At 61.5% G+C, this 12951-nt stretch carries 11 protein-coding genes and 2 rRNA genes (1 of these 13 cut by a window edge); 2 read left to right on the top strand and 11 right to left on the bottom strand.

Annotation, left to right across the window (positions count from 1 at the left end; all coding sequences use genetic code 11):
- Window positions 1-60: 60 nt before the first annotated feature.
- Window positions 61-549, top strand: coding sequence for a GspH/FimT family pseudopilin (locus tag K4A76_RS02990; RefSeq protein ID WP_029886697.1), 489 nt, complete (start codon window positions 61-63; stop codon window positions 547-549).
- Between the two features lie 60 nt (window positions 550-609).
- Here K4A76_RS02990 and ispH read toward each other — a convergent pair whose 3' ends face one another.
- From ispH to murJ, 6 genes are all read right to left on the bottom strand, one after another.
- Entirely contained in the window at window positions 610-1557 is a 948-nt protein-coding gene (gene ispH / locus K4A76_RS02985; RefSeq protein WP_029886696.1) for a 4-hydroxy-3-methylbut-2-enyl diphosphate reductase, read from the bottom strand.
- 14 nt (window positions 1558-1571) lie between these two features.
- On the bottom strand, window positions 1572-2009 hold the full coding sequence (gene fkpB / locus K4A76_RS02980) for an FKBP-type peptidyl-prolyl cis-trans isomerase (protein ID WP_009682083.1): 438 nt from the start codon (window positions 2007-2009) through the stop codon (window positions 1572-1574).
- Window positions 2002-2517, bottom strand: coding sequence for a signal peptidase II (gene lspA, locus K4A76_RS02975; RefSeq protein ID WP_003247609.1), 516 nt, complete (start codon window positions 2515-2517; stop codon window positions 2002-2004). Before lspA ends, fkpB begins: the two co-directional genes overlap by 8 nt.
- On the bottom strand, window positions 2510-5341 hold the full coding sequence (ileS, locus tag K4A76_RS02970) for an isoleucine--tRNA ligase (protein ID WP_274411501.1): 2832 nt from the start codon (window positions 5339-5341) through the stop codon (window positions 2510-2512). The genes lspA and ileS overlap by 8 nt, the downstream gene beginning before the upstream one ends.
- The gene (ribF, locus tag K4A76_RS02965; RefSeq protein ID WP_274411500.1) at window positions 5338-6288 is read right to left on the bottom strand and encodes a bifunctional riboflavin kinase/FAD synthetase; all 951 of its coding nucleotides are present in this window, start codon (window positions 6286-6288) and stop codon (window positions 5338-5340) included. Before ribF ends, ileS begins: the two co-directional genes overlap by 4 nt.
- Window positions 6289-6406: 118 nt before the next feature.
- A complete protein-coding gene (gene murJ, locus K4A76_RS02960) occupies window positions 6407-7945 on the bottom strand; it encodes a murein biosynthesis integral membrane protein MurJ (protein ID WP_009682080.1) in 1539 nt (512 codons plus the stop codon).
- A gap of 250 nt (window positions 7946-8195) precedes the next feature.
- Here murJ and rpsT point away from each other — a divergent pair, with 250 nt between their 5' ends.
- The gene (gene rpsT / locus K4A76_RS02955) at window positions 8196-8474 is read left to right on the top strand and encodes a 30S ribosomal protein S20 (protein ID WP_003247625.1); all 279 of its coding nucleotides are present in this window, start codon (window positions 8196-8198) and stop codon (window positions 8472-8474) included.
- A 149-nt stretch (window positions 8475-8623) separates the two neighbouring features.
- On the opposite strand, the gene K4A76_RS02950 is transcribed toward rpsT, so the two are convergent.
- The 5 genes from K4A76_RS02950 to K4A76_RS02930 all read right to left on the bottom strand — a co-directional run.
- Window positions 8624-10924, bottom strand: a complete 2301-nt coding sequence (locus K4A76_RS02950) for a PqiB family protein (RefSeq protein WP_274411499.1) — start codon at window positions 10922-10924, stop codon at window positions 8624-8626.
- Window positions 10917-11540 (bottom strand): paraquat-inducible protein A, encoded by a 624-nt coding sequence (locus K4A76_RS02945; protein WP_054913778.1) that lies wholly within the window; start codon window positions 11538-11540, stop codon window positions 10917-10919. The genes K4A76_RS02950 and K4A76_RS02945 overlap by 8 nt, the downstream gene beginning before the upstream one ends.
- On the bottom strand, window positions 11527-12186 hold the full coding sequence (locus K4A76_RS02940; protein WP_173887507.1) for a paraquat-inducible protein A: 660 nt from the start codon (window positions 12184-12186) through the stop codon (window positions 11527-11529). Before K4A76_RS02940 ends, K4A76_RS02945 begins: the two co-directional genes overlap by 14 nt.
- 223 nt (window positions 12187-12409) lie before the next feature.
- Window positions 12410-12525 (bottom strand): 5S ribosomal RNA (gene rrf / locus K4A76_RS02935).
- 134 nt (window positions 12526-12659) lie between these two features.
- A 23S ribosomal RNA gene (locus tag K4A76_RS02930) occupies window positions 12660-12951 on the bottom strand; it runs 2601 nt beyond the window's last position.

Raw genomic sequence — 12951 nt, 5'->3', positions numbered from 1 at the left:
GGACCTCCTGGCCAGCCACCGAGAAGCTATTAGCGAAGCACTTCCTGGGAGGAATGCACGGTGAAGCAACGTGGGGTAACACTGATACAGATGTTGTCGGCCTTGGCTGTGGCGACATTGCTGACACAGATCGGCCTACCGGCCTACGCCAGGATGAGCGATGACCTGCAGCGGGCGGCGGTGGCGCGCGACTTGGCCCAGGCACTGCGTAGCGCCCGTAGCCACGCGCTGTTGCAGGGGCAACCGGTGCTGGTGCAGGCGCTGGATGGCAATTGGGGAAATGGTTGGCGTGTAGCCCTGGAGCACAACCGGCAGGTACTGCGTGAGCAGCGCCTGGCCAGGCCGCTGGTAATCGTGGGCAACAGCGACGAACAGTTCAAGTTCAGTGCCCTGGGTGTGCCAATGAAGCTGGGCAACGGCTGGTTCGCCATCACCCTGGAGGTGTGCGAGCGCTCGGCGGCCAGCAGCCGCCACCAAGTGGTGATGGCCTCTTCAGGGAGGGTCAACTTGCTGGCTGAGCACCGCGACAATCAGCGCTGCCCCGGCTAACGCGCTTATCGAGCAGCCTTGCGTCGCGCAAGGCCGCTCGTGCACCTAAGCCCTGGCCGGTCAGATCAGCGAGCGAACCCGCAGCTCTTTGGGCATCGAGAACGTGATGTTCTCTTCCCGCCCATCCAGCTCTTCAGCGCCGGTAGCACCCCAGGCCTTGAGCTGTTCGATCACACCACGCACCAGCACTTCCGGGGCCGACGCACCGGCGGTGATGCCGATACGCGCAGCCTGGTCGAACCAGCCGCGTTGCAGGTCCTCGGCGCCATCGATCAGGTAGGCCGGGGTGCCCATGCGCTCGGCCAGCTCGCGCAGCCGGTTGGAGTTGGAGCTGTTCGGGCTGCCAACCACCAGCACTACGTCACTTTCATCGGCTAGTTGCTTGACGGCGTCCTGGCGGTTTTGCGTGGCGTAGCAAATGTCGTCCTTGCGCGGGCCACCAATGTTCGGGAAGCGCGCACGCAGGGCGTCGATCACACGGCTGGTGTCATCCATCGACAGGGTGGTCTGGGTGACGAAAGCCAGGTGGTCCGGGTCGCGCACCTGCAGTTTGGCCACGTCTTCCTCGTCTTCGACAAGGTAAATGGCGCCACCGTTGCTGGGGTCGTACTGGCCCATGGTGCCTTCGACTTCCGGGTGCCCTTCGTGGCCGATGAGAATGCACTCACGGCCATCGCGGCTGTACTTGGCGACTTCGATATGCACCTTGGTCACCAGTGGGCAAGTGGCATCGAACACTTTCAGGCCACGGCCAGCAGCTTCCTGGCGCACAGCCTGGGAAACACCGTGGGCACTGAAGATGACGATGACATCATCCGGCACCTGGTCCAGCTCCTCGACGAAGACAGCGCCACGGTTGCGCAGGTCTTCGACGACGAACTTGTTGTGCACCACTTCATGGCGCACGTAGATCGGCGGGCCGAAGACTTCCAGCGCGCGGTTGACGATCTCGATCGCCCGGTCGACCCCCGCGCAGAAGCCGCGAGGGTTGGCGAGTTTGATTTGCATGCTCGGCTCCAGGCTTACAGGGCCTTCACCTCGAGGATCTCCACCTCGAAAGTCAGGGTCTTGCCAGCCAGTGGGTGATTGAAATCGATGGTCACCTGGTCGTCGTCGAACGCTTTGACAACACCTGGCAGTTCGGCGTTGGCGGCGTCGTTGAAGATGATCAACAGCCCGTCGGACAGCTCCATGCCTTCGAAGTTGGACCGCGGCATGACTTGCACGTTTTGCGGGTTGGGCTGGCCGAAGGCATTTTCTGGCGCAACCTGCAGCGTACGCTTGTCACCGGCCTTGAAGCCGAACAGGGCGTTCTCGAAGCCCGGCAACAGGTTGCCATCGCCTACCTTGAAGGTTGCCGGGGCCTTGTCGAACGTGCTGTCTACGGTGTCGCCGTTTTCCAGGTGCAGCGCGAAGTGCAGGGTGACTTCGGTGTTCTGGCCGATACGGGTGTCAGTCATGGACCGGATCCTCGGACTTCTTGCTCTTGAACATATCCAGCGCCAGCATTACCGCACCAACGGTGATGGCGCTGTCGGCCACGTTGAAAGCCGGGAAGTAGTGGCGGTTCTGCCAGTGCACCAGGATGAAGTCGACCACATGGCCCAGCACGATGCGATCGTACAGGTTGCCGATCGCCCCACCGAGCACCAACGCCAGCGCCACGGCCAGCCAGGTTTCATTGCGCCCCAGGCGCTTGAGCCACACCACCAGCACTGCGCTGACCACCACGGCGATCAGGGCGAACAACCAGCGCTGCCAGCCGGCGCCGTCGGCCAGGAAGCTGAACGCGGCGCCGGTGTTGTAGGCCAGGGTCCAGCTGAAGTAGTCAGGTATGACGACGATCTGCTGGTACATGGTCAGGGCGTTGTTGAAATACAGCTTGGTGGCCTGGTCGATGACCAGGACCAGCAAGCTCAGCCACAGCCATGCGAGGCGCCCGAAGCGGCCCGCTGCAGGGTTAGGCATAGTGGCGCACCTCACCCGAGCCGGTCAGGTTGTCGACGCAACGGCTGCAGATTTCCGGGTGCTCCGGGTGGCTGCCAACGTCGGCACGGAAGTGCCAGCAACGGCCGCACTTGGCGTGGCCGGACTTGACCACCTGCAGTTTCAGGCCCTCGACTTCGGTGGCAACCGCTTCGGCAGGCGCCTGGGCAAATGGCACCACGCTGGCAGCGGAGGTGATCAGCACAAAGCGCAGCTCGTCGCCCAGCTTGCCCAGGTCGGCGCTCAGGCCCTCATCGGCGTACAGGGTCACTTCAGCCTGCAGGTTGCCGCCGATGACTTTGGCGGTACGCTGGTTTTCCAGCTCCTTGTTGACCGAGGCCTTAACCGCCATGACGCGGTCCCAGTAGCCACGGTCAAGCTCGGTGCCTTCCGGCAGTTCGCTCAGGCCCTGGTACCAGCCATTGAGCATGACCGACTCGTTGCGCTCGCCCGGCAGGTACTGCCAGATTTCGTCGGCGGTGAACGCCAGGATCGGTGCGATCCAGCGCACCAGCGCTTCGCTGATGTGATACAGCGCAGTCTGGCAGGAACGGCGGGCGACACTGTTGGCGCCGGTGGTGTACTGGCGGTCCTTGATGATGTCGAGGTAGAAGCCGCCCAGCTCCTGCACGCAGAAGTTGTGCACCTTGGAGTACACGTTCCAGAAACGGTACTCGCTGTAGTGCTCTTCGAGTTCGCGTTGCAGCAACAAGGTGCGGTCCACGGCCCAGCGGTCCAGCGCCAGCATGTCTTGCGGGGCCAGCAGGTCGCGGGCCGGGTCGAAACCGGACAGGTTCGAGAGCAGGAAGCGTGCGGTATTGCGGATACGCCGGTAGGCGTCGGCGCTGCGCTGCAGGATCTGCTCGGAAACGGCCATTTCACCGGAATAGTCGGTAGCCGAAACCCACAGGCGCAGGATGTCGGCGCCCAAGGTGTTGTTGACTTTCTCCGGCTCGATGGTGTTGCCCAGCGACTTGGACATCTTGCGGCCGTTTTCGTCCACGGTGAAGCCGTGGGTCAGCAGCTCGCGGTACGGCGCATGGTTGTCGATGGCGCAACCGGTCAGCAAGGACGAGTGGAACCAGCCGCGGTGCTGGTCGGAGCCTTCCAGGTACAGGTCGGCGCGCGGGCCGGTGTCGTGGCCGATGTTGTGGGAGCCACGCAGCACGTGCCAGTGGGTGGTGCCCGAATCGAACCACACGTCGAGGGTGTCGGCGATCTTGTCGTACTGCTCGGCTTCAGCGCCCAGCAGTTCGGCAGCGTCCAGCTTGAACCAGGCTTCGATGCCCTGCTGCTCGACGCGCTTGGCCACTTCTTCCATCAGTTCGACGGTGCGCGGGTGCAGCTCGCCGGTCTGCTTGTGCAGGAAGAACGGAATCGGTACGCCCCAGTTGCGCTGACGCGAAATGCACCAGTCTGGGCGGTTGGCGATCATCGCGTGCAGGCGTGCCTGGCCCCAGGCCGGAACGAACTTGGTTTGCTCGATGGCTTTCAGCGCGCGCTCACGCAGCGGCTCGCCGGTAGTCGGCTGCTTGTCCATACCCACGAACCACTGCGCGGTCGCGCGGTAGATCAGCGGGGTTTTATGGCGCCAGCAGTGCATATAGCTGTGGCTGATGGTTTCGGTGTGCATCAGCGCACCGACTTCACCGAGTTTCTCGACGATGGCCGGGTTGGCCTTCCAGATGAACTGGCCGCCGAAGAATGGCAGCGACTCGACATACACACCGTTGCTCTGCACCGGGGTAAGGATGTCATCGTTGACCATGCCGTAACGCTTGCAGGTGACGAAGTCGTCTTCACCGTAGGCTGGCGCGGAGTGCACCACCCCGGTACCGGCGCCCAGCTCGACGTAGTCGGCCAGGTACACCGGCGACAGGCGGTCGTAGAGCGGGTGACGGAAGTTGACCAGCTCCAGCGCCGCGCCTTGGGCGGTAGCGATGACCGAGCCTTCCAGGTTGTAACGCTTGAGGCACGACTCGACCAGTTCTTCAGCCAGCACCAGCAGGCGCTCACCGGTGTCGACCAGGGCGTAGGTGAACTCGGGATGGATGTTCAACGCCTGGTTGGCTGGAATGGTCCACGGGGTGGTGGTCCAGATCACGATGGCGGCAGGCTTGGCCAGCGACGCCAGGCCGAAAGCGGCAGCCAGCTTGGCTTCATCGGCAACCGGGAAGGCCACGTCGATGGTCTGGGATTTTTTATCGGCGTACTCGACTTCCGCCTCAGCCAGCGCCGAACCGCAGTCGAAGCACCAGTTCACCGGTTTCAGGCCCTTGAACACGAAACCTTGCTTGACCATTTCGGCCAGGGCACGGATTTCACCCGCCTCGTTGGCGAAGTTCATGGTCTTGTACGGGTTGTCCCAGTCACCCAGCACGCCCAGGCGAATGAACTCGGTCTTCTGCCCTTCGATCTGCTCGGCAGCATACTCGCGGCACAGCTCACGGGTGCGGTCGGCCGACAGGTGCTTGCCGTGGGTAACCTCGACCTTGTGCTCGATCGGCAGGCCATGGCAGTCCCAACCCGGCACGTACGGCGCGTCGAAACCGGCCAGGGTCTTGGAACGGACGATCATGTCCTTGAGGATTTTGTTCAGCGCATGACCGATGTGAATCTTGCCGTTGGCATAGGGCGGGCCGTCGTGCAGGACGAACTTTGGACGATCCTTGCCAATTTCGCGCAGCTTCTGGTACAGGCCAATGCTGTCCCAGCGCTGCAGGATCTGCGGTTCGCGCTGAGGCAGGCCGGCCTTCATGGGGAAGGCGGTGTCCGGAAGGTTAAGCGTGGCTTTGTAGTCGGTCATTTCAGGCTCTTCGTTAGCGGTTGAGCGTGCCAATGTGCACGTGCGGCGGCGATATCCGCATCGATCGCCGACTTCAGCGCCTCCAGGGAGGCGAATCGCTGCTCTTCACGCAGCTTGTGGTGGAACTCCACCGTAAGGCGCCGGCCGTAAAGGTCGCCGGCATAGTCCAGCAGATGAATTTCCAGGTGCGGGCGCCCATCACCGGCAACGGTGGGGCGCACGCCAATGTTGCCGACACCCGGCCAGGCCTTGCCGTCGATTTCGATGCTGGCCAGGTAGACCCCGGACAGCGGTACGCGGCGGCGCTTGAGCTGGATGTTGGCAGTGGGCGTGCCAAGCTGGCGAGCCAGCTTCTGGCCGTGCAACACACGGCCGGTAATGCGGTACGGGCGGCCCAGCAGGTGCTCGGCCAGCTCGAAGTTGCCGTCGGCCAAGGCCTGGCGCACTTCGGTACTGCTGACCCGCAGGCCGTCCTGAATCACGGTGTTGGCAGCTTCGACGGTAAAGCCATATTGCTTGCCGGCCTCGACCAGGAAAGCGAAGTCGCCGGCGCGGTCGCAGCCAAAGCGGAAATCGTCGCCCACTTCGAGGTGACGCACGCTCAGGCCATCGACCAGGATGGTCTTGACGAACGCATCGGCGCCGAGCTTGCTCAGGCGCTGGTTGAAGGCCAGGCACAGCACCCGGTCGATGCCTTCGGCGGCCAGCAGCTCGAGCTTGTCGCGCAGGCGGGCCAGGCGCGCAGGTGCGGTATCGGGCGCGAAGTACTCGCGCGGTTGCGGTTCGAAGACCACCACGCAGGTCGGCAGGCCCAAGGCCTGGCCGCGCTCGCGCAGGCGCGCCAGGATTGCCTGGTGGCCACGGTGAACCCCGTCGAAGTTGCCAATGGTGGCGACACAGCCCCGGTGCTCGGGGCGCAGGTTGTGAAGACCTCGAACCAGCTGCATAACGCGCTTCTTGCTCATAAAGTGGCCGATTATAACCACACCCGGGCGCCGGTGACAGGCAGCAGCGCCCAGGGGCGGCGTGGAATGCGAAAAACCGACGCCTGACCCGCAGGTAGTCCTAGTGCAAGGCCTTGCGAGCGAAATGCCGGGGGCGGAAACCGCACAGGAACAAACAGCCGAAATAGGTCACGACCCCCGCCACGATCAGCACGCCGAGGCGCATGAAGCGCTGCAGCATGATGCCCTGCTCCCAGGCCGGCATGTAGTGCATGCCCACCAGCAGCACTGCCGACATCAGCGCCACGGCCAGCACCAGCTTGGCCAGGAACATCGCCCAGCCCGGCTGCGGCTCGAACAGGCGCTGACTGCGCAGCTTCCAGAACAGCAAGCCGGCATTCAGGCAGGCACCCAGGCTGATGGCCAAGGCCAGCCCGGCATGCGCCAGCGGGCCGACCAGGGCCAGGTTGAACAGCTGGGTGCAGACCAGGGTGAAGACCGCGATCTTCACCGGCGTGCGGATATTCTGCTGCGCATAAAAGCCGGGTGCCAGTACCTTGACCAGAATGATCGCCAGCAAGCCCACCGAGTAGGCCATCAGCGCCCGCTGGGTCATGGCGGCATCGAACGCGCTGAACTTGCCATACTGAAACAGCGCCACGGTCAGCGGCTCGGCCAGAATGGCCAGTGCCAGGGTGCACGGCAACACCAGCAGGAAGCACAGGCGCAGGCCCCAGTCGAGGATCCGCGAATACTCCTCGCGGTCCTTGTTGGCGTAGGTTTTGGCCAGGGTCGGCAGCAGGATGGTACCCAAGGCCACGCCCAGCACGCCGGAAGGCAGCTCCATCAGGCGGTCGGCGTAATACATCCAGGATACCGAGCCAGCCACCAGGAACGAGGCGAAGATGGTGTTGATGATCAGCGAGATCTGGCTCACCGACACCCCGAGAATGGCCGGCAGCATCTGCTTGAGCACCCGCCACACGCCGGTATCGCGCAGGTTCAGGCGGGGCAGCACGAGCATGCCGATCTTCTTCAGCGCCGGCAACTGGTACAACAGTTGCGCCAGGCCACCGGCGAGTACGCCCCAGGCCAGGGCCATGATCGGCGGGTTGAAGTACGGCGTGAGCAGCACCGCGAAGGCGATCATCGCCACGTTGAGCAGGGTCGGGGTAAAGGCCGGTACCGAGAAACGGTTCCAGGTATTGAGGATCGCCCCGGCCAGGGACGACAGGGAGATCAGCAATATATAAGGAAAGGTCACCCGCAACAGGGCCGTGGTCAGTTCGTACTTTTCCGTGCTGTCGACAAACCCCGGGGCCGTGGCCCACACCACCCAGGGTGCCGCCAGGATGCCGATGGCGGTCACCAGGGCCAGGACCAGGGTGAGCAAACCGGTGATATAGGCAACGAAAGTGCGGGTCGCCTCCTCGCCTTGCTGCGTCTTGTATTCGGCCAGGATCGGCACGAAGGCCTGGGAGAATGCACCTTCGGCGAAAATGCGCCGCAGCAGGTTGGGCAACTTGAAAGCGATGAAGAAAGCGTCGGTGGCAATGCCTGCACCGAAGATACGCGCCAGAATGGTGTCGCGAATGAAGCCCAGCACCCGCGAAATCATGGTGATCGAGCTTACTGCAGCCAGGGATTTGAGCAGGTTCATCGAAAAGATTCACGCCAATGACAGAGGACGCTGCCAGACAGCATCCGAATGTGCGATACTCCCGCGCCTTCGCAGGGGAGCCAAAAATTCCCGAGTGTACAGGTCGCGCAGCAGAAAGGAATCTTTCCAGCTTGTTGGCGCACCGCTCGGCGGAACCTTGCAGGTGGCCTTGACATCCGCTCGACTGATCGGCATGATTCGCGGCCTATTTTGTTTGCTATTTACCTAAAGTCTTTCGAGGAGCTCGACGGTGGCCAACACACCTTCCGCCAAGAAACGTGCAAAACAGGCTGAGAAGCGTCGCAGCCACAACGCCAGCCTGCGTTCCATGGTCCGCACCTACATCAAGAATGTAGTTAAAGCCATTGACGCAAAAGACGCTGAAAAAGCACAAGCCGCTTATGTTCTGGCTGTACCTGTAATCGACCGTATGGCCGACAAAGGTATCATCCACAAGAACAAGGCTGCTCGTCACAAAGGCCGTCTGAATGGCCACATCAAGGCGCTGAAAGAAGCTGCAGCTGCCTAAGCGACGTTAAAGTCGAAAAGCCGACCCTAGGGTCGGCTTTTTGTTGCCTGCGATTTGGGCATGCGCCAAGGTGTAACCGCAATTTTGCAGGGGCGGCTTTGGTCGCCACCGGGCTGCAAAGCAGCCCCAGTGACTGTGTTTGCCTGCTGTTACTTGCCTATCTGAATCTTCGGCGCCCATTGCAGCCACTCGTCCTCGGCCTTGTCGAACAAGGCGAAGGTCTGCTGCGGCCTGGCCGGGTTACCCATCCGCTCGGCATCCGGCGTCGCGAAGGCGATGCCACCATCGATCACGGTTTCCAGCGACTCGGTGCGCACGGTCGCGCCTTTGAACAGCCCCCAGTCGAAGCCGAAGCCGCTGGTGTTCCAGAAGCGGCTGCCACTGCGCACCAGCGCGGCATAACGCGGCTCGATCAGGATATGGATCAGCACGCGGTCAGCACTCTGCCCAAGCTCGAAGCCTGTCACCTTACCCACGGCTACCTCGCGGTAAGTAACCGGTACCCCAGGCTTGATCGAGCCACGGCGTGGTGCACTGAGGGTCAACGGCAGGCCGACCTCTGGCCCTGCCACCTGCGGCGCCTCGGTCAGCGCAATGAAGTCACTCTGCGGCCCGCGGTCTTTGGTAGCCGGCTGCACCTCCAGGTACTGGCCGGTCACCAGGGTATCCAGGTTCTCAGTGCGCACCAGGCCAAACGCAGGTTTGACCACCCAGAACTGCGTCCCGGCCCGGGCGATGCGATTCGCCGCTTCGGTGATACGCGCCCGCAGCAGCACCGCCTGCAGGTCATTGGTCAAGTCGACGCTCTCGATGCTGCCCACATCCAGGCCCCGGAAGCGAATCGCTGTGCCTGGCTTCAGGCCATCCGCGCGGTCGACACGGATGGTGATCAAGGTGCCCGCACGGTTCACCGCCTCTTGGCTTTCGTGCAGCCGGAAGCGCGGAATGTGCCGCTTCAGCGGAACATCCGCACGCGGCGTGTCGAAGGCAATGCCACCGGCCATCAGCGTTTGCAGCGACTCACTTTTCACCTTGATGCCCGACAAGCCGCCAGTCAGGGTAATACCGCTGGCGTTCCAGAAGCGCGACGAACCGTTGACCAGTTTTTCGTATTCTTTCTCGATGTGCACACCAATGAGGATGCGGTTACTGTTGCGGGCGAACTGATAGCTTTGCACGCTCCCCACTTTGACCTGGCGATACATCACCGGGCTGCCGACCTCCAGCGAACCGAGGGTGTCGGCAAACAGCACCATGTGCAGGCCAGGCGCCTTGAGGTCCAGCGGCGGCGCCTTGGCACGCGCCTCGAACTCGCGCTCTGGCCGCGCGCCCTTTTCGCCGGGGCGAATGGCGATGTAGTTACCTTTTACCAGCGCCTCCAGCCCCGTGATACCCGCCAGGGAAATCGAAGGCTTGACCACCCAGAACTGGGTCCCTTCCACCAGGTAGTCCTCGGTGAGCGGGTCCAGTGTCAGCTCGGCCGAAGCGCTGGCCAGGTTGTCTTCCATCTTCAGCGTTTTCAGCGAGCCAACCTGGATGCCTTTGTACATGACCGGGGTACGGCCCGCCTGCAGGCCTTCGTAATCGGTGAGCTTGACCTTGACCCGGATCCCCGCCTGAGCTGCATCGAAGTCTTCATACAGGCGGAACGGCAGGCTGGGGTCGGTTGGCGGGCTGTCCTTGCGATACTCCGGGGTTGCAAAGGCAATACCACCGGCAACGATGCTCGACAGCGACTCGCTACGCACTTTCACACCCGAAAGCGAAGCGTCGATGCTTACCCCGCTGGCATTCCAAAAGCGCGTGTGTTTGCGCACCAGGCTGGCGTAAGCCGGCTCGATGAATACTTTTACCTCCACCGTGCTCTGGTCTTCGGACAGGCGATAACTCTTCACCCGGCCGACCTGGATCTGTTTATAGAACACTGGGCTGTCACGGTTGAGCGAACCTAACCGTTCAGCCTTTAGCACAAGATGCAGGCCAGGTTCGCTGTCCGACAGCGGCGGCGCCACCTTAAGCGCGGTGAAGCGCTTGGTAGGCTCACCTTCGCCCGGGCTGACTGCGATGTAGTTACCAGACACCAGGGTTTCCAGGCCTGAAATGCCCGCCAGGGTGACACTGGGCTTCACCAGCCAGAAGCGCGTCCCCTTGGTCAGATGCGGCTCGGCATCCTTGTTCATTTCGATCGTGGCGATAACACCTTGGTTCTCACCCTCGGCATCGAGCACTAGGCTCTTCACCTTGCCAACCGGCATCCCTTTGTAGATCACCTCGGTCTTGTTGGCGACGATGCCGTCGCCCGACTCGAAGCGCACTTCAATCTCCACACCGGCCTGGCGGTAAGCCTGCCAAGCGAGCCAACCACCGATCATCAAGGCGATCAAAGGCAGGATCCAGATGGCCGACCAGTTCGAGGCTGGGCGGGTTTTAGCCGTTGGCAGGTCACTCATGGTCGTCATCCGACTCCGTGTTATCCCAAATCAGTCGGGGATCGAAAGTTAAAGCAGCAAACATTGTCAGGATCACCACAGTTGCGAAGGCGACGGCGCCCAAATTGGCTTCGACACTGGCTATTCGGCCGAAATTCACCACTGCCACGAGAATGGCAATGACGAAGATATCCAGCATGGACCAGCGCCCGATGAATTCGATGAAGCGGTACATGAATATCCGTTGCCGGGCCGAAAGCGGCTGCCGCCGTTGTACGGAGTACAGCAGCAAACCGATGCCTACCAGCTTGAAGGTCGGCACCAGGATGCTGGCAATGAACACCACTGCAGCGATCGGCACCATGCCGTGCTTGAGCAAGGTAATGACCCCGGACATGATCGTGTCCGGGCTGCCTTGGCCGAGGGTACTCACGGTCATGATGGGCAACACGTTGGCCGGAATGTACAGAATCGACGCGGCAATCAGCAGCGCCCAGGTGCGCACGATGCTGTTCGGACGCCGCGCATGCACTACAGCGCCACAACGTGTGCAGCTTTGCGATTTACTGTCCGGCGCCTGCCGGTTCAGCTCATGGCATTCATTGCAGACCAGAATGCCCGCATCAATCGCCCGCATGCAGGTCCTCCCCCGATAGCGCACTCCAGATCTGGTGCGGTGACATCACCACTTCCAGCCAAACCTGGATCAACAACAGGCTGATAAAACAGAACAACCCCAACCCTACGGTCAATTCAGCCAGGTCGACCAGCTTGACGATGGCCACCAGTACACCCATGAAATAGACCTCGAGCATGCCCCAATCGCGCAGGTGGTGATAGATACGGTAGAACAGCAGGCCCAAACTGCGCCCCACGTTCAGGCGAATACTCAGCAATACAGCCAGTTGGCACAGCAACTTGGTTAATGGAATGGCCATGCTGCAAAGGAAAACCACCACCGCCACGCCACGCATTTCCGAGTTGTACAGGCCTAGCACACCACTCCAGACAGTATCGTCAGACGTTTGGCCAAGCAGGTGCAGCTGCATGATGGGCAGAAAATTGGCTGGCACGAACAGCAACAAGGCCGTCAGTACCAGGGCCAGGCTGCGATTGACCACATTGTGCCGGTGAGCATACAGCTCGTAACCGCAGCGCGGGCAGAGGGCCTTTTCACCGTGTTGTAGCACGGGCTTGCGCAGCAGCAGGTCACATTCGTGGCAGGCCACAAGCTCTTCCAGCGGCAACCGGGCCAGCGATTCAGGTTCGACGGGATTGGACATGGAGTACTTCTGAGTAGGTGCGTGGGCCTATTCTAGTGTTCTGGCTCGAATTGTGGGAGCCGGCGTGCCGGTGAAGCGCACGACGCGGTGAATGGCACCGGCTGCGCCGGTGTTCGCGGGCGCGCCCGCTCCCACAGGGATTGTTGTGAGGCCAGGGGACTTTTTTGGAGCACAAAGACAAAACCCCTACCTGCATGTGCAGATAGGGGTTTTGCGAAATGAATCTTGACGATGACCTACTCTCACATGGGGAAACCCCACACTACCATCGGCGATGCATCGTTTCACTACTGAGTTCGGGATGGGATCAGGTGGTTCCAATGCTCTATGGTCGTCAAGAAATTCTGTAGCCAGAATGTCCAGATGGACAGCCCAGCGAATTCGGATATGTGATGTTTGTGATGCGTTGCGAACTTTCGGTTCATGTCATCTTCACCACCGCAATCTGCGCTAGCAAATTGCTTGGGTGTTATATGGTCAAGCCTCACGGGCAATTAGTATTGGTTAGCTCAACGCCTCACAGCGCTTACACACCCAACCTATCAACGTCGTAGTCTTCGACGGCCCTTTAGGGGATTCAAGATCCCAGTGAGATCTCATCTTGAGGCAAGTTTCCCGCTTAGATGCTTTCAGCGGTTATCTCTTCCGAACATAGCTACCCGGCAATGCCACTGGCGTGACAACCGGAACACCAGAGGTTCGTCCACTCCGGTCCTCTCGTACTAGGAGCAGCCCCTCTCAAATCTCAAACGTCCACGGCAGATA

The organism is Pseudomonas sp. NEEL19, assembly GCF_028751975.1.
Taxonomy (GTDB): Bacteria; Pseudomonadota; Gammaproteobacteria; order Pseudomonadales; family Pseudomonadaceae; genus Aquipseudomonas; species Aquipseudomonas juntendi.
Note: the sequence above shows the minus strand (reverse complement) of the source record. Positions and strands in the feature narration are given on the sequence as shown.